The following is a 16853-nucleotide window of genomic DNA, read 5'->3' as shown; positions in this document are numbered from 1 at the left end:
GGAACGGAGAGGCGAATGGATCCCGGCTTTCGCCGGGATGACGCTTGATGGGCGCGCTCCCCTCACGCCGCCTTGAGCGAATAATCCTTGTAGCGCTGGCGAATTTCCATCTTGAGCAGCTTGCCCGTCGCCGTGTGGGGCAGGCTGTCGACGAAGTGGATCTCGTCGGGCAGCCACCATTTGGCGACGTGCGCCCCCAGATGCGCGAGGATCTCCGCCTCGCTCACGCTGCTCCCAGGCTTGCGCACGACCAGCAGGATCGGCCGCTCCTCCCAGCGCGGATGGTGCACGCCGATCGCCGCCGCCTCCGCGACGCCCGCGCAGCCGACCGCGCAATTCTCCAGCTCGACCGAGCTGATCCACTCGCCGCCGGACTTGATCACGTCCTTGGCGCGATCGGTGATCTGCATCACGCCGTCGGGGTGCAGGACCGCGACGTCGCCGGTGTCGAACCAGTTGTCGGCGTCTACCGCCGGCTTTTCCTCGCGATAATATTGCCCGATCACCCAGGGACCGCGCACCTGCAGCCGTCCCGAGCTCCTGCCGTCGCGCGGCAGCACATTACCCTCGTCGTCGACGGTCCGCAGCTCGACGCCGTACGGCACCTTGCCCTGCTTGCTGACCTGGTCGACCTGCGCCTCGAAGCTAAGCTCGTCCCAGTCGGGCGAGGGCGCCCCCATCGTGCCGATCGGACTGGTCTCGGTCATGCCCCAGGCGTGGTTGACCCGCATGCCCATCTTCATCAGCCGCTCGATCATCGCGCGCGGCGCCGCCGAGCCACCGATGGTGACGATCCTGAGGTGCTTGGGCGCTTCCCCGGTCGCGTCGATATGCTGGAACATCGCGAACCACACCGTCGGCACGCCCGCCGAGTGCGTCACCTTCTCGCGGTTCATCAGCTCGCACAGGATCTTGGGGTCGTTGACCGCCGAGAACACCATCTTCGCCCCCACCGCCGGTGCCGCCCAGGGCAGGCCCCAGCCGACCGCGTGGAACATCGGCACGATCGGCATCGCCACCGACTGGGTGGAGAGGTCGAACTCGGCCGGCTGCAGCTCGGTGAGCGCGTGGATCACGGTGGAACGGTGCGAGTAGACCACCCCCTTGGGATTGCCGGTGGTGCCGCTGGTATAGCAGAGCATCATCGGCTCGCGCTCGTCGCCGGTCACCCAGGCATAGTCGCCGTCCTCGGCGGCAATCCATGCCTCGAAGCCCTCCGGGCCGGGATCGTCGAAGCAGATATAATGCTCGATCGTAGTCCAATGCGGCTTGAGGCGCTCGACCACGGGCGCGAACATCCGGTCGTAGAGCAGCACCCGGTCCTCGGCATGGTTGCCGATGAAGGCGAGCTGGTCGTCGAACAGCCGCGGGTTGATCGTGTGGATCAGCGCACCTATGCCGGTCGCGCCGTACCAAGCGACGAGGTGGCGGCTATGGTTCATCGCCAGCGTCGCGACGCGGTCGCCCTTGCGGATGCCGAGCCGCTCCAGCGCCTGCGCCATCCGGCGCGCGTCGTGCGCGATCCCGGCCCAATTGGTGCGCGTCTCACTGCCGTCCGCCCAGCGGGTGACGATCTCGCGGGGACCGTGCTCCCGTGCCGCGTGATCGAGCAACGTGGATACCCGAAGCTCGAAATCCTGCATGCCGCCCAGCATATGCCTCTCCATTGCGTGGCTGTTTGGGCGCAGGATACGCCTTCATCGGCGGGAGTCGAGAGGGGCGGCCGTTACATCCTGTTGCTGGGCGGGCGCGGCATACCTGTTTGTCGACATGCGGGGTGCCCCCTCCACCACGCCGCTGGCGCGGCGCGGTCCCCCTCCCCCGCTTCGCGGTGGAGGAAACGCAATTCTGCATGCTAAGTAGTGTTTCCTCCACCGGAGCTTGCTCCGGTGGAGGGGGACCATTCGCGCGGCGAATGGTGGAGGGGGCAATCCCTCACCCCGCGCGGCGGACATCCAGCGGCAGCGCCAGCATCGCGGCCATGCGCTCGGCCTGCGGCACCTTGCGGATCGCCGCCCGCGCCGCAACTTCAAGCGAGTGCCGAGCATCCTCGTCGGCGACCAGCGCCACGCAGCGCCCGACCAGTTCTTCGTACGGACACGCCGCCATGCCGGGCAGATATACCGCGTCCACCGCGGTATCGGCCGCGACTTCGCTCACCACCGCCTTGCCGTTGGCCATCAGGTAGAAGACGCGAACGATCTCGAAAATATGCGTCGGATAATAATGCGCGTTGAGCACCAGCTTCGACCGCGCGACCACCGCATCGCGCTCAGGCCCGTACACCCCGAACAGATGCTCCACCCGCAGCCCGGCCGCCGCCAGCCCGTCCAGCACCGCCCGGCGGCGCGGGTTGATCGAGCCGTAGAAGAGCACGTCGATGTCCTGCTCGGCCGCCGGCGCGATCCGATCCAGCGCGGCATGATAGCCGATCGGCAGCAGCCTGGTATGCGCCCCCGCCGCCTGCTCCAGCCGTGCGATATTGCGCGGGCTATAATCCCAGATCTCGAAACGCCGCGCGGCGTGGAGCATCACCCCGGTCCAGCCGCTGTCCTCGGCCTGCAACTGCTCGCTGTTGAGCAGGATCGTCCCTTCGGGCAGTCGATCGATCACCCCGTGATCGAGCAGATGCGCGCCGACCAGGATGTTGCGCCCGGGCTCGCGGATCTCGTTGAGCGCGATCGTTACCGGATGGCCGAGATCGCTGAGGCCGTGGAACACCAGTTCGGCAAGTTCGAGCAGCGCGCCGCTATGGGCATAGCCCTCGGGCTGCACCAGGCAGAGATGATAGGCCAAGCGTGTTCCCCCGAGGCGCGCCGCCCCACCGACGGCGCGCCCGTTCCGATCCTCCTGTATTATAGAGGCTTTGGCCGGGAGAGTTGAGAAACGGGCGCGATCAGGTTCAGGCGGCGGCCTGCAGCTTCATGCTCGCCGGGATCAGCGACGCGGCCTGGACGCCGGGCATCGTCTCGATCTGCGCCGCCAGCTCGGTATCGAGCCGGAAGCCGCGGCCGAGCATCACCGTCGCCTCGCCGCCGTCGATCGGCGCGTGGAGCAGGATTTCGCCCCTGCCCCCGCCGCGCAGCTCGCCGACCAGTGCGGCCAGCTGCGCCGGCACCGTGGGATCCTCGATGCGGATCTCCAGGATCAGCTGGGTGGTGCCCGCCAGCGTATCGAAGGGCTGCACGCGCTTCACCGCCGCGCGCGGGGTATCCTCGCCGGGGCGCTTGTCGAGCTCCAGCGTCAGGATCGCGCAGCCGGTGCCGGCGGCGCACGCCTCCATGTCCTTGGCGATCAGCTCTTCGAAGCAGGAGGTCTGGATCTGCGCGCTGCGGTCCGAGATCGTCGCCATCAGATAGCGGTTGCCGCGCGCCGAGGTGCGGTAGCGGCAATCCTCGATCAGCGCGGCGATCTGGGCATTGACCCGCGCGCCCTCGGGGATCTGCATGTCCGGGAGCGACGCGATGTCGCGCACGCCCTGGCCGCGGAACAGATGCTCGTAGCGGTCGAGCGGATGCGCCGAGAAATAATAGCCGAAGGCATCCTTCTCGGCGTTGATCTTGTCGGACATCGACCAGACGGCGTCCTTGGGCACGGTGATCCCGCCGCCCGCCGGTTCGGCATCGCCGAACAGACCGCCCTGCCCGCTCATCCGGCTGGCATGGTCGCGCTGGGCCACCGCGAGGATCGTCTCGGCCGCGGCATGCACGCCCGCGCGGTTGGGCTCGATGCTGTCGAACGCGCCCGCCGAGGCGAGCGTTTCCAGCTGGCGCTTGTTGAGCACGCGCGGATCGACGCGCTTGGCGAAATCGTCGAGACTGGCGAAGCGGCCGTTCTTCTCGCGCTCCTCGACCAGCAGCTCCATCGCCCGCTCGCCCACGCCCTTCAGCGCGCCGAGCGCATAGCGCACCGCGAGCCCCTCGCCGCTCGCCTGCACGGTGAAGTCGGCCTCGCTGGCGTTGATGTCGGGCGAGGTCGCCTCGATGCCGAGCCGCCGCATATCGTCGGCGAACACCGCCAGCTTGTCGGTCTGGTGGATGTCGTATGCCATCGAGGCGGCGAAGAATTCGTGCGGATGGTGCGCCTTCAGCCACGCCGTCTGGTACGCGAGCAGCGCGTACGCAGCCGCGTGCGACTTGTTGAAGCCGTAGCCGGCGAACTTGTCGATCAAGTCGAACAGCTCGTTCGCCTTGGCCGCCGGGATGTCGTTCACTTCCTTGCAGCCCTTGACGAAGATGCTGCGCTGCGCGTCCATCTCCGCCTTGACCTTCTTGCCCATCGCGCGCCGCAGCATGTCTGCGCCGCCCAGCGTATAGCCGGCGAGGATCTGCGCGGCCTGCATCACCTGTTCCTGGTAGACGAAGATCCCGTAGGTCTCGCCCAGGATCGGCTCGAGCAGATCGTGCGGATAGACGATCGGCTCGCGCCCGGCCTTGCGCGCGCCGAACATCGGGATGTTGTCCATCGGGCCGGGGCGGTAGAGCGAGACGAGCGCGACGATGTCGCCGAAATTGGTCGGCCGCACCGCGGTCAGCGTGCGCCGCATGCCTTCTGATTCCAGCTGGAACACGCCCACCGTGTCGCCGCGCTGGAGAAGCGCATAGACGGCCTCGTCGTCCCAATCGAGCCGATCCAAGTTGACGTCGACACCGCGCTTGGCGAGCAGCACCACGGCCTTCTTGAGCACCGACAGCGTCTTGAGGCCGAGAAAGTCGAACTTCACCAGCCCGGCGCCTTCGACATTCTTCATGTCGAACTGGGTCACCGGCATGTCCGAGCGCGGATCGCGGTACAGCGGCACCAGCTGCGCCAGCGGCCGGTCGCCGATCACCACGCCCGCGGCGTGGGTCGAGCTGTGGCGCGGCAGGCCTTCCATCCGCATCGACAGGTCGACGAGCCGCTTCACATCCTCGTTGCCATTATATTCGGCGAGGAATTCGCTGACGCCGTTCAGCGTGCGCTCCAGCGTCCAGGGGTCGGTCGGGTGGTTCGGGATCTGCTTGGCGAGGCGATCGACCTGGCCATAGCTCATCTGCAGCACGCGGCCGACGTCCTTGATCACCGCGCGCGCCTTCATCGTCCCGAAGGTGATGATCTGCGCGACGTGATCGCGGCCGTATTTCTCCTGCACATAGCGGATCACTTCGCCGCGCCGGGTTTCGCAGAAGTCGATGTCGAAGTCGGGCATCGAGACGCGTTCCGGGTTGAGGAAGCGTTCGAACAGCAGGCCCAGCTTGAGCGGATCGAGATCGGTGATGGTCAGCGCCCAGGCGACCGCCGAGCCCGCGCCCGAACCACGCCCCGGCCCCACCGGAATGTCGTTCGACTTGGCCCAATGGATGAAGTCGGCCACGATCAGGAAGTAGCCCGGGAACCCCATCTGGATGATGATGTCGAGCTCGAACTGGAGGCGTTTGTTATATACCTCCACTTCCGATGGATCGGTGATGCCGGCGAAATCGAGCCGGTCCTTCAGCCCCGCCCAGCTCAGGTCGCGCAGCATCTTCGCCTCGCCCTCGCGGTCGCCGGCGAGGCTGGGCAGGATCGGCTTGCGCTTGGGCGCGGCATAGGCGCAGCGCTGCGCCACGACGAGCGTGTTCTCGATCGCCTCGGGCAGGTCGGCGAAATCGGTCTTCATCGTCTCGGCCGGCTTGAGCCAGGTCTCGGGCGAGGAGCGCGGGCGATCGTCGGTTTCGAGATAGGTCGAGTTGGCGATGCACAGCATCGCGTCGTGCGCGTCGTAGAAATCGGCCTCGGCGAAGCAGGCCGGGTTGGTGCCGACCAACGGCAGGTTCCGCGCATAGGCAAGGTCGACCAGCTTGTCCTCGGCGCGGGTCTCCACCTCGTTGTTGCGGCGGGCGATCTCGACATAGAGCCGGTCGGGGAACAGCGCCTCAAGCTGGGTGGCATAGGCCTCGGCGGTCTTGTCCTGCCCCTCGGCATAGAGCCGGGCGAGCGCGCCCTCGGCGCCCGCGGTGAGGCAGATCAGACCATCGGTCCGCCCTTCCAGCGCCGCGAAGGGGACATGCGCATCCTCCTCGATCGGGCGATCGAGATGCGCCTGCGAGACGAGGTGGCAGAGATTCTCATAGCCGGTCTGGTCCTGCGCATAGACCGCGAGCCAGTCGATCGGCACGTTGAGCCCCTCGGCGAGGTTGGAGCGCTTCACCGCCAGCAGCGTGCCGACGATCGGCTGGACGCCCGCCTTCTTGGCGGCATCCGAGAAGCTCATCGCGGCATAGAGGCCGTTGCGGTCGGCGACGGCGATGGCTGGGAAGCCGTGGTTCTTGGCGTGCTTGGCGATCGCCTTGGGGTCGATCGCCCCTTCGAGCATGGTGTAGCAGGAGAAAACCCGAAGCGGGACGAAACCGGAATGCGCCATGCCCGAACCTAGGAGCGCGCGCGCCCAATTGCCAACCCGCAGCCGCGCTTCTCCACAGCTTTTGCGCTCGGCCGAGCGATACCGCCGAAACGGATCGATCTACACCTTCGCCGATGTGAAGATATGGTAAACGAAGCGCGCGGCCGGAGCATCCACACACCTCCCGCTCCGGTCGTGCTTTTTCCCTTGCAGGCAGCTTAGAGCAGCGCCTCGATATCCGCGCCGATCGTGCTCGGCGCGGTCGTGGGGGCGTAGCGTGCCACCACCTCGCCCGCGCGGTTCACGAGGAACTTGGTAAAGTTCCACTTGATCGCCTGGGTGCCCATCAGCCCCGGCGCCTGCGCCTTGAGCGCCTGGAACAGCGGCGCCGCGTTGCTGCCATTGGCGTCGACCTTGGCGAAGATCGGGAAGGTCACGTCATAGGTGAGCGAACAGAAGCTGGCGATTTCCTCGGCATTGCCCGGTTCCTGCGCCCCGAACTGGTTGCACGGGAAGGCCAGCACCGAAAAGCCGCGATCGCGATAGGCGCGCCAGAGCTGCTCCAGCTCCTTGTACTGCGGGGTGAACCCGCATTTCGATGCGGTGTTGACGATCAGCAGTACCTGGCCGGTGAACTTGGACAAGTCGCTGGCGGTACCGTCGGGCAGCGTCACCGGGATCTGCGTGATCGCCTCGCTCATGCCATTTCCTCCAGGCGGCCTTCGTGGAGCCGCACCACGCGGTCCATGCGTGCCGCCAGCCGTTCATTGTGGGTCGCGACCAAGGCCGCCGAGCCTTCGTTGCGCACCAGGTTGAGGAACTCGCCGAACACCCGGTCCGACGTCGCCTCGTCGAGATTGCCGGTCGGCTCGTCGGCTAGCACCAGCGGCGGCCGGTTGGCGAGCGCGCGGGCGACCGCCACGCGCTGCTGCTCGCCGCCCGAAAGCTGGTTGGGCCGGTGGGTCAGCCGGTGGCCGAGGCCGAGCTGAGCGAGCAGCTCGGTCGCCCGCGCCTGCGCCGCCGCCCGCGTCGCGCCGCGGATCAGCTGGGGCAGCACGACATTCTCGGTCGCGTCGAAATCGGGAAGCAGATGGTGGAACTGGTAGATGAAGGCGAGCTTCTCGCGCCGCATCTCGGTCCGTCCGCCGGCGGGCAGCTGCGCCGCCTCCTCGCCGCCGATGCGGATCGATCCCTCGAACCCGCCTTCGAGCAGGCCCACTGCCTGGAGCAGGGTAGACTTGCCCGATCCCGAGGGCCCGAGCAGCGCCACGATCTCGCCGGGCTGCACCGCCAGGTCGACCCCGCGCAGCACGTCGATCCGCACCCCGCCCTGCTCGAAGCTGCGCCGCAGGTCGCGGGTCTGGAGAACCGGTTCATTCATAGCGCAGCACCTGGACGGGATCGGTGCTCGCCGCCTTCCACGCAGGGTAGAGGGTGGCGAGGAAGGTGAAGAGCAGCGCCATCGCGCAGATCGCGATGGTCTGCAGCGGATCGGTCTTGGCGGGCAGCTCGGTGAGGAAGCGCATCTGCGGGTCCCATACCTTCTGGCCGGTCACCAGGCCGATGAAGGTCGCCACGCCCTCGCGGTAGTTCACGATCAGGAAGCCGAGGATCATGCCGGCCAGCACGCCCAGCGCACCGATCGTGGTGCCGACCGTGACGAAGATCCGCATCAGCCCGCTTTTGCTCGCGCCCATCGTCCGGAGCACGGCGATGTCGCGGCGCTTGGCCTGGACGAGCATGATCAGTGACGAGATGATGTTGAACGCCGCGACCACCAGGATGATCGACACCACGGTGAACGTCACCGTCCGGTCGAGCGAGATCGCCTCGAACAGCTCGCGGTTCATCTGTCGCCAGTCGGTGATCTGGCCGATATTGGCGACCTTGTCGGCGAGCGGCCGGGTCACTTCCTCGATCTTCTCCGGCTTGTTGGTGTCGACGCGGATCATCTGCACCGAATCGCCGAGCAGCAGCAGCGTCTGCGCGTCCTGCATCGGCATGAGGATATAGGCCTTGTCGTAATCGTACACGCCCACCTCGAAGATCGCGGCGATGCGATACTGGACGATGCGCGGCATGGTGCCGAAGGGCGTCGCGGAACCCTGCGGATTGATGATCGAGATCTGGCTGCCGATCGACGCGCCCAGCGATTCCGCCAGCCGCGATCCGATCGCGATCTGCTCGCTGCCCGGCTTGAGGTTCTTGAACGAGCCGAGGATCTCCTTGCCCTTCAGCGTCGGGTTGTTGAGGATGTCCTCCAGCCGGAGCCCGCGCACCAGCGCAAACTCGACCCGCCCGTTATAGCTGGCGAACAGTGGCTGTTCGATCAGCGGGGTGGCGGCGGTGACGCCGGGGATCGCCTTGGCCTCGTCGGCGATGCGGCGCCAGTCGCGCAGCTGGCCGTTATAACCCTGCACCACCGCATGGCCGTTGAGCCCGGAGATCTTGTCGAACAGCTCGGCGCGGAACCCGTTCATCACGCTCATCACCACGATCAGCGCGGCGACGCCGAGCATCACGGCGACGAGGCTGAAGCCGGCGACCACGGCAATAAAGGCTTCGCTGCGCCCGGGCAGCAGATAGCGGCGGGCGATCATTCGCTCGTAGCGCGAGAGTAGCATGGGGATCCTCTAGGGCCGGTTGCGCGGCGTGGGAAGCGTTCTGTTGCCGATTCGACACAGGCTTGCCGCAATCGGCTGACGCCAAGCTGTCGACCGGTGACAAAGGCGCTCCGGCCTTCTACCAAGAAACCGTCGAAGCGCAGGCGCAAAAAGGCCACGGTTCGGGGAAGGTTCCCAGCTCCACAGGCGAGCAATCGCAAGTGTTTGAAGCGGGAATCTACTAAGGGGGCTGACGAGCAGTCGTCACGCAGGCGCCCGGGTCGGAAACGGCCCGGGCGTTTGCTTTTCCGGGGCTGCTGCGGCCTGTTTCATCTCGGCACGATCTTCGCGTGGACTTGTTGCGCGCCCGTCGCGGTGTGGTCTCACCCCAGAGCGTCCTCCCGGCGAAAGCCGGGATCCATTGCGGTCCCGGATCCGCTCTTCTTCGACCGATAGGCGAATGGATCCCGGCTTTCGCCGGGCTGACGCGGGTGGAAAGCCGCGCCCGCATGCAACACGCTGGCAGATATCTAAGGCGTATCGGGCGGAGCAGGTCGCCCCGCCCCGCCCGCTAACCTCCCCCGGCCAAGGCGGGAGGCCAGTGCGTGTCACGATCAGAACGAGCCGCTGATCGTGAAACCCCAGGTGCGCGGGTCGCCCGGCTGGCCGACGATCAGCCCGGTATTGCCCGACTGCACCGAGAGCAGCTCGAAATAGCGCTTGTCGAAGGCGTTCCGCACCCAGGCGAAGGCGTTCACCTTGCCCTTGCGATAGCCGAGCCGGAAGCTGGACAGCGCATAGCCGTCGATCCAAGTATAGGCCGAAGGCGACGGGTTGGACGAGAAGCGCGAACGCCAGCTGCCATCATAGCCGAGATAGACCTGCCCCTCCTGCACCGGCACGTTCACCTCGCCGCCGAAGCCCAGCGCCCATTTCGAGATACCCGGCAGCACCTGGCCCGAAATGTCGCAATTGGCCGGGCTCACCCCGCCCGGCGTGCCCGGCGCGCTCGGCGTCGCGCCGGTGGTGCCGCCCGCCAGCTCGGGCGGGCACGGCGCGTCGCGGAAGCGGACGTACTTCGCGTCGGTATAGGCGCCGTTGACGTAGACCTTGAAGCGATCGGTCGGCTGGAAGTTCGAATCGAACTCGACGCCGCGCACCCGCACCTTGTCGGCATTGGCGAGATAGCCGCGGATCACCCCGAGCTGGCCGTTGGTCACGGTCGCCTGATAGTCCTTCACCTCGGTCCAGAAGCCGGCGAGATTGAAGGTCGCGCGGCGGTCGAGGAACTGCGTCTTCAGGCCCAGCTCGAAATGGTTGACCTTCTCCGGCTTGACCGAGGCGGCGCCGAGGATCGGGTTGTTGTTCGCATCGAGCGGCAGCCCGGACAGGTTTATGCCGCCCGACTTGAAGCTGCGCGCATAGGTTGCATAGCCATGCACGTCGCGCGCGACGTCATAGGAAAGCGTCGCGTCGCCCGAGACGTTCCAGTCGCTGAACCGCGCCGAATAATTCTGCGGCGCCAGCACCCCGCGCTGGTCGGCGGTGAGATTGGTGCTGCCCGCGCCGTTGGTGACGACCGCGAGGTAGGATCCGGTCTTCTTGTCGTAGTTCACCCGCAGGCCGGGCTGGAATCGCAGCTTGGGCACCACTTCCCAGTTGAGCTTTCCGAACACCGCGAAGCTGGTGTTGTCGAACCCGATCGTGTTCTTCGAGGTCAGCCCGTTAAGCGTCGCGGGATTGTTCGCCGCTGCGCTGGTCGGGTTGAGCAGCCAGCGGCTCGCCGCCGGGCCCTGCACCTGCGAGCCCTGCGTGTCGATCGTCTGGTGGAAGACGAACACGCCCGCGGTGTAATCAAGCTTGTTCTTGCCGTTCGACGCGATCCTCAGTTCCTGCGTCACCTGCTTCTGCTGCGACGGGTTCTGCGACACGGTGGTGATCGGCAGCCCGACGAAGTCGCGGTCGTTCGCCGGCTGCCAGTCCCAATAGCGCCAGGCGCTGACCGAGGTGATCGTCGCCGGGCCCAGGTCCCAGTTCGCCACCAGCGAGGCGCCGCCGATCTCCTGGCGCGAGTTGATGTCGGCATCCAGATCGGTGCGGCGGTCGAACGGATCGGTGCTCGGCGGCTTGTAGCCGAACGCCGCCGCCAGCGCGGCATATTGCCGGTTGAGCGGCCGCTGGGTCGCGCCGGTGCGGACGTAGTATTGTACGCAGCACAAAGGGTTCTGCAGGTTGAAGTCGCCCGACAGCGTCAGGTCGAGATTGGGCGCCGCGCGCCACAGCAGCTGGCCGCGCACCCCGTAATTGTCGAGGCGGTGAAGGTTGCTGTCCGACTTGGTGTCGTAGATCGTGCCCTGGCGCTTGGTCACCGAGGTCGACAGCCGCACCGCCAACTTGTCGTCGGCAATCGGTGCCGAGGCCGAGCCCTTGATCTGGAGGAAGTTGTAGTTGCCGGCGCTCACCTCGTAGCGCACCTCGGGGGTGAAGCTCGGCTTGCGCGTGGTGATGTTGATCGCGCCCGCCGTGGTGTTCTTGCCGTAGAGCGTGCCCTGCGGCCCGCGCAGCACCTCGACGCGCTCGACATCGACGAAGTCGAAGGTCGAGGCGCCGACCCGGCCGATATAGACCCCGTCGACATAGAAGCCGACGCCCTGCTCGATCCCGTCATTGGTGAGGCCGAACGGCGCGCCGAGGCCGCGAATGTTGATCGCGGTGTTGCGCGGGTTGCTCGAATAGAATTGCAGCGCCGGCTGCGACTGCTGGATGCGGGACACGTTGAACGCCCCCGCCTCCGCCAGCGTCGCGCCGCTCAGCACCGAGATCGCGACCGGCACTTCCTGGACCCGCTCCTCGCGGCGCCGGGCGGTCACGACGATGTCGCCGTCCTGACGCTGCTGCGGTTCCGCGGCGGCGGGTGCCGGCACGTCGGGATCGTGCGCGGCAGGCATCGCGCTGGATAACAGCAGCAGCGGAATCAGCGGCAAGCTCATGGTGTTCCCCTAGTTCGTTGGCCCCAATCTCCACTGCGTCGATGGGGTTTAGCGAGGAAGGAGATGTTTAGGCCCGCCTAGCCGGGATTGGGGCACCTCTTGAAACTGCAAGCCGCAACACCAGATCAGCGTGGCGAGGCGCCGAAAAGGGCTTCGCACCGGTGTCGCGGCAGTTGGCCGGACATCGAGATCCATGACGTTCAAATTGCTCACAGGAGAATCTGAAGATGCGTCAACTCGACTTTACTCCCTTCCGTCGCTCGGCGATCGGGTTCGACCGGCTGTTCGACATGCTCGAAGCCAGCGCTCGCCAGGCGAATTCGGAAAACTATCCCCCCTTCAACCTCGAGCGTCTTGCCGAAGACCGCTATCGCATCACCATCGCGGTGGCCGGCTTCAAGCCCGAGGAAATCGACATCACCGCGCAGCAGAACCTGCTGCTGGTCGCCGGCAAGAAGGCCGGGGAGAATGAGAACAACCAGGGCAATTATCTGCACCTGGGCATCGCCAACCGCAGCTTCGAGCGCCGCTTCGAACTCGCCGATTTCGTGCGGGTGGAGAATGCGAACCTGGCCGATGGCCTGCTGACGATCGAACTGCTGCGCGAAGTGCCCGAGGCGATGAAGCCCAAGAAGATCCAGGTGGGTACCGGCAGCGAGCCGGCCGCGATCGACCATCGCACGGCCAACGCAGCGTAACCGAGCCTGAGAGCTCGCGGCGTCCCCCTCCCTTAGGCGCCGCGACGGGGCGCCCGGGCTTCGGCCCGGGCGCCTTTTCTTTTGGGAGAGATCCCCAAGCGTTCGAACGCTGGTCACGATGAAGATCCTGACTTGATCGGCTAAATGAAGCTGATCTCCTTGTGCCCATGCCCCACCCAGCCGAAAGGGAGCGCTTCCTTCGCGGTGCGCCGCATTCGGGCTTCTCGAAAGAGCGCGGGACCGCGCTCGCACTGCCGCAGACCTAAACGTTTCGAGTATGGCTAGGGCTTCCCAGAGGCTTAAAACAGGGTTGGCAGAGGAGGACGCTATGACCTTGATCCAAAGCCTGACCGGTGTTGCCTCGGGCATCTTCAACGGACCAAATACGGTCCGTTAGGCGGCAGAAGCTGTTTTGTCGCGAGCAGAAGGCGGTGGTGCCGATCGTCTTGCCGCCGAGCTCCGTGACCTGAACCTCCCCGATCTCGAAACATACACCGCCGTCGGCCACGAGATTGCGCAACGCTTACCGCCGGTAGATGCTGCCCGGTTCGAGGCAGCACTAGCCGCAGGTGAGTTCCTGATAGCGCCCACGGCACAGTCTCGTGAGGCAGTGTCCGCCGCCGGCACGCTCAAGGCCGAGGGATTGGTGACGGATCAAGACGTGGCATTTGCGCGCGACCGCATGGAAGAGCGGCAACGGCTGTTCGCGATGCAGACGCGGGGCCAACCCATGCCGCAAGCGGCAGCGGACGACGTGTTCATGAAGGTGATCGACGCCCGCGCGACAGCTAGGTTGGAGGCCGGTCAGGTCAACGTCGGTGACAATGGCCGCACCCTCCAGGCGAGCGAGGTAACCGCGGTGCAGCGTATTTTCGGCAAAAGCATCGACCTGGCCAATGTAACGGTGGTGACCGGCAGCAATGGAAACCTTATCGCCGCGGGTGCCTTTCGAACGGAAACCCTGCCATCACGATCGGCGACACCATCTACCTCAATCCTTCCAGCCAGCTTGTTCGCAGCGGTCAGGCGCAGGATCTCTCTCGAACTGCTGAAGGTGTCCATACCCTCGCCCATGAGATGAATCATGTTCGCCAGTATCAGCAATCGGGTGTGGCCAGCGTGTTCAAGGATGCCATATGGCAGGCGGCACGGTACGGTCAGAACGGTGCCTACGAGTATTTCACACGCGACCGATCCTACAGAGACGAAACGCTCGAAGGCCAAAGTCAGATTGTCGGCGACTATGCGCGGTACAAGGAAACCGGTGTGCTTCCGGTATATGCGGTGGATGGCAAGCGCCAGACGATCGGCGCTGCCGCGCTTGAGCGCTGGTCGAGCGGGTCAGGGGCGTATGGCAAGTAAGGCGAGCTTTTCCCGGATTATTGCCTCGACCGCAGTTTTGCTGGCCGGCTGTACGGCCGGCGGCAAGATCGATGTGACGGTTGTTTCCCCATCCGACGTGCGCTTCGTTGTGCCCGAGAGCGGCCGCAAAGGGTTTTGCCTCAACGCGCTCGAGATTGGCCGCGTCGGCAACGGCAGGCGGACGACGCCGGTCTGGAAAATTGCGGCACGACCAGCAACAGATGGCTTACAGTGCCGCTATGAAGTCCGATTTCCGCAAGTCCCGCCCGAATTTGAAGTGACCTCGAAGGCTGCACGTCTAGCGCCCGGAGAGTATATGGTGTTTGTGGACGGTGGGCTTCCGCAAATCTCCACCAGCTTCCGGGTTCGGTAAGGTCAACGGACTCGCTACGCGATTTCCTGAAGCACGGCTGGACGGAGGACTGCTCTAGCAAGGCGCGGGTAGAGACCGGGCGGACGGGCGTTCGCCTTATTCAACTGGCCGGCTTCAACCCCAGCAGCCAAGGCCGCACCCGGCCCGTCGGTTTCGCCACCCCGTCCAGCCGCTCGGCGCGGATGATCGTCACCGGCTTGAGGATCATCTGCCCCTTCATCACGTCGCGCCCGCCGCCGCTCGGCAGCGCGAGGATGCGCTGGACCACGTCCATGCCGCCGATCACCTGGCCGAACGCCGCAAAGCCGAGGTTCGCGCCGCGCGCGTCGAGCCCCGGATTGTCGCCGACCATGATCGAGAAATTGCCGTTGGCCGAATTGGGGTTCGGCCCGTGCGCCATCGAGATGGTGCCGTTCAGATGCTTCAGCCCAGTCTTGCTGGTCGGCTCCAGCGGCAAGGGATCGAGCATGCGCCGCGCATCGGTGCCGACGCCGCCCTGGATGAAGCCCTTGGTCGGCTCGGTCTTGCGCCGGGCGGTTCGGTAGAAATTGGTGCCCTCCAGCCGCCCGTCATCGACATAGGCGAGGAAGTTCGCGACGGTCCTGGGCGCGCGCTTCGCGTCCAACGCCAGCGTGATTGCCCCCATGCTCGTCACCAGCCGCACCCGGACCTGGCCGGGCACGGGCCGCGGCTGCTGGGGCGCCGGCGCTGCGGACACCGCCAGCAGCGCCAGCCCGGCGACAAAGACCCGCCGCAGCACGCCCTTAGACGAGCCGCGAATGCTTAACGGCCGCCTCGATGAAGCCCGCGAACAGCGGGTGGGGATCGAAGGGCTTGGACTTGAGCTCGGGGTGGAACTGCACGCCGACGAACCAGGGATGGTCCGGCCGCTCGACGATCTCGGGCAGCGTGCCGTCGGGCGACATGCCCGAGAAGACCAGCCCGCCCTCTTCCAGCACCGGCTTGTAGGCGGTGTTCACCTCATAGCGGTGGCGGTGGCGCTCGCTGATCGAATCGGTGCCGTAGATCGACGCGACGACGCTGTTGCCGCCCAGCTTCGCCGGATAGGCGCCGAGCCGCATCGTGCCGCCCAGGTCGCCGCCCTCCTCGCGCTTCTGCAGGCCATCGGCGGTCATCCATTCGGTGATCATGCCGACCACCGGCTCCTGCGTCGGGCCGAACTCCGTCGTCGAAGCATCGGCGATGCCCTGGGCGCGGACGCCCTCGATGCACGCCATCTGCATGCCGAGGCAGATGCCGAAGAATGGCACGTTGCGCTCGCGAGCGAACCGGACGCCGGCGATCTTGCCCTCGCTGCCGCGCTCGCCGAACCCGCCGGGGACGAGGATGCCGTGCATCGGCTCGAGCATCGCGGCGACTTCGGCCTCTTCCTGCTCGAACAGTTCGGCGTCGAGCCAGCGGATGTTGACCTTCACCCGGTTGGCGATGCCGCCATGGACCAGCGCCTCGGTGAGCGACTTATAGGCATCGGGCACGCCCATATACTTGCCGACCACGCCGATGGTGACTTCACCCTCGGGGTTCTGCAGCCGCTCGACGATGCCGCTCCAGCGGGCGAGATCCGGCGACGGGCCGGGTTCGATGCCGAAGGCCTTGAGCACTTCGCCGTCCAGGCCTTCGCCGTGATACTGCAGCGGCACCGCATAGATGCTCTTGGCGTCGAGCGCGGGGATCACCGCCGAGGTCGGCACGTTGCAGAACTGGGCGATCTTGGCGCGCTCGCCGGCCGGGAGCGGACGTTCGGAGCGGCATACCAGCACATCGGGCTGGACGCCGAGCGCGGCGAGCTCGCGCACGCTATGCTGGGTCGGCTTGGTCTTCAGCTCGCCTGCCGCCGCGATGTACGGCACCAGCGTCACGTGGATGCTGACGGTCTGGCCGCGGCCGAGATCGTTGCGGAGCTGGCGAATCGCCTCGATGAACGGCAGCGACTCGATGTCGCCCACCGTGCCGCCGATCTCGCACAGCACGAAGTCGAGATCCTCGGTCTCGGCCTGGGCGAACGCCTTGATCGCGTCGGTGACGTGCGGGACTACCTGCACGGTGGCGCCCAGATAGTCGCCGCGGCGCTCGCGCTCGATGATCGTCTTGTAGATCCGGCCCGAGGTGACGTTGTCGGCCTGGCGCGCGGTCACGCCGGTGAAGCGCTCATAATGACCGAGGTCGAGATCGGTCTCCGCGCCGTCGTCGGTGACGTACACCTCACCATGCTGGTGCGGCGACATCGTGCCGGGATCGACGTTGAGATAGGGATCGAACTTGCGGATGCGGACTCGATAGCCACGGGCCTGGAGCAACGCCGCGAGGCTCGCTGCCATGAGACCCTTGCCGAGCGAGGAGACCACGCCGCCGGTGATGAAGATGTACCGCGCCATGGGAGAAAACGCCTAACGTCAAAGGGCGCAGACCGGCAAGCGTTCGAATCCGCCGGTTGCGCAATTTTTA

13 protein-coding genes are annotated in these 16853 nt (G+C 66.1%); 4 read left to right on the top strand and 9 right to left on the bottom strand.

The window, feature by feature from the left end:
* Positions 1-62 precede the first annotated feature (62 nt).
* From ABIC65_RS02140 to ABIC65_RS02110, 7 genes are all read right to left on the bottom strand, one after another.
* Positions 63-1655: a long-chain fatty acid--CoA ligase gene (locus tag ABIC65_RS02140; RefSeq protein WP_354307758.1), complete on the bottom strand. Its 1593-nt coding sequence runs from the start codon at positions 1653-1655 to the stop codon at positions 63-65.
* Positions 1656-1935: 280 nt separating this feature from the next.
* A complete protein-coding gene (locus tag ABIC65_RS02135) occupies positions 1936-2796 on the bottom strand; it encodes a hypothetical protein (RefSeq protein WP_354306538.1) in 861 nt (286 codons plus the stop codon).
* A gap of 106 nt (positions 2797-2902) precedes the next feature.
* On the bottom strand, positions 2903-6382 hold the full coding sequence (gene dnaE / locus ABIC65_RS02130; RefSeq protein ID WP_354306537.1) for a DNA polymerase III subunit alpha: 3480 nt from the start codon (positions 6380-6382) through the stop codon (positions 2903-2905).
* 197 nt (positions 6383-6579) lie between these two features.
* A complete protein-coding gene (locus ABIC65_RS02125) occupies positions 6580-7062 on the bottom strand; it encodes a glutathione peroxidase (RefSeq protein ID WP_354306536.1) in 483 nt (160 codons plus the stop codon).
* Positions 7059-7742, bottom strand: coding sequence for an ABC transporter ATP-binding protein (locus ABIC65_RS02120; RefSeq protein ID WP_354306535.1), 684 nt, complete (start codon positions 7740-7742; stop codon positions 7059-7061). The genes ABIC65_RS02125 and ABIC65_RS02120 overlap by 4 nt, the downstream gene beginning before the upstream one ends.
* Positions 7735-8985: a lipoprotein-releasing ABC transporter permease subunit gene (locus ABIC65_RS02115; RefSeq protein ID WP_354306534.1), complete on the bottom strand. Its 1251-nt coding sequence runs from the start codon at positions 8983-8985 to the stop codon at positions 7735-7737. The genes ABIC65_RS02120 and ABIC65_RS02115 overlap by 8 nt, the downstream gene beginning before the upstream one ends.
* A gap of 593 nt (positions 8986-9578) precedes the next feature.
* Complete coding sequence (locus tag ABIC65_RS02110; protein WP_354306533.1) at positions 9579-11954, bottom strand: TonB-dependent receptor; 2376 nt, start codon at positions 11952-11954, stop codon at positions 9579-9581.
* 227 nt (positions 11955-12181) lie between these two features.
* On the opposite strand from ABIC65_RS02110, the gene ABIC65_RS02105 reads away from it, so the two are divergent.
* The 4 genes from ABIC65_RS02105 to ABIC65_RS02090 all read left to right on the top strand — a co-directional run bounded on the left by ABIC65_RS02105 (position 12182) and on the right by ABIC65_RS02090 (position 14387).
* Entirely contained in the window at positions 12182-12652 is a 471-nt protein-coding gene (locus ABIC65_RS02105; RefSeq protein ID WP_354306532.1) for an Hsp20 family protein, read from the top strand.
* 412 nt (positions 12653-13064) lie between these two features.
* Positions 13065-13733, top strand: coding sequence for a hypothetical protein (locus ABIC65_RS02100; RefSeq protein WP_354306531.1), 669 nt, complete (start codon positions 13065-13067; stop codon positions 13731-13733).
* The gene (locus ABIC65_RS02095; RefSeq protein WP_354307757.1) at positions 13619-14014 is read left to right on the top strand and encodes a hypothetical protein; all 396 of its coding nucleotides are present in this window, start codon (positions 13619-13621) and stop codon (positions 14012-14014) included. Before ABIC65_RS02100 ends, ABIC65_RS02095 begins: the two co-directional genes overlap by 115 nt.
* Positions 14004-14387 carry a hypothetical protein gene (locus ABIC65_RS02090; RefSeq protein WP_354306530.1) on the top strand — a complete coding sequence of 128 codons (384 nt, stop codon included), beginning with the start codon at positions 14004-14006 and terminating at the stop codon, positions 14385-14387. Before ABIC65_RS02095 ends, ABIC65_RS02090 begins: the two co-directional genes overlap by 11 nt.
* 100 nt (positions 14388-14487) lie before the next feature.
* On the opposite strand, the gene ABIC65_RS02085 is transcribed toward ABIC65_RS02090, so the two are convergent.
* Positions 14488-15147: a peptidylprolyl isomerase gene (locus ABIC65_RS02085; protein WP_354306529.1), complete on the bottom strand. Its 660-nt coding sequence runs from the start codon at positions 15145-15147 to the stop codon at positions 14488-14490.
* 4 nt (positions 15148-15151) lie between these two features.
* The gene (locus tag ABIC65_RS02080; protein WP_315381703.1) at positions 15152-16783 is read right to left on the bottom strand and encodes a CTP synthase; all 1632 of its coding nucleotides are present in this window, start codon (positions 16781-16783) and stop codon (positions 15152-15154) included.
* Positions 16784-16853: the final 70 nt, after the last annotated feature.

It is taken from the genome of Sphingomonas trueperi, from assembly GCF_040545665.1.
GTDB classification, from domain to species: Bacteria; Pseudomonadota; Alphaproteobacteria; order Sphingomonadales; family Sphingomonadaceae; genus Sphingomonas; species Sphingomonas trueperi_B.
This window is presented reverse-complemented; position numbering and strand designations above follow the sequence as displayed.

What these genes read in the sequence shown, in the direction of transcription:
- ABIC65_RS02110 (WP_354306533.1), bottom strand. Translation starts at nt 11,954, where the DNA reads ATGAGCTTGCCGCTGATTCCGCTGCTGCTGTTATCCAGCGCGATGCCT.
- dnaE (WP_354306537.1), bottom strand. Translation starts at nt 6,382, where the DNA reads ATGGCGCATTCCGGTTTCGTCCCGCTTCGGGTTTTCTCCTGCTACACC.
- ABIC65_RS02125 (WP_354306536.1), bottom strand. Translation starts at nt 7,062, where the DNA reads ATGAGCGAGGCGATCACGCAGATCCCGGTGACGCTGCCCGACGGTACC.
- ABIC65_RS02090 (WP_354306530.1), top strand. Translation starts at nt 14,004, where the DNA reads ATGGCAAGTAAGGCGAGCTTTTCCCGGATTATTGCCTCGACCGCAGTT.
- ABIC65_RS02120 (WP_354306535.1), bottom strand. Translation starts at nt 7,742, where the DNA reads ATGAATGAACCGGTTCTCCAGACCCGCGACCTGCGGCGCAGCTTCGAG.
- ABIC65_RS02140 (WP_354307758.1), bottom strand. Translation starts at nt 1,655, where the DNA reads ATGCTGGGCGGCATGCAGGATTTCGAGCTTCGGGTATCCACGTTGCTC.
- ABIC65_RS02080 (WP_315381703.1), bottom strand. Translation starts at nt 16,783, where the DNA reads ATGGCGCGGTACATCTTCATCACCGGCGGCGTGGTCTCCTCGCTCGGC.
- ABIC65_RS02115 (WP_354306534.1), bottom strand. Translation starts at nt 8,985, where the DNA reads ATGCTACTCTCGCGCTACGAGCGAATGATCGCCCGCCGCTATCTGCTG.
- ABIC65_RS02105 (WP_354306532.1), top strand. Translation starts at nt 12,182, where the DNA reads ATGCGTCAACTCGACTTTACTCCCTTCCGTCGCTCGGCGATCGGGTTC.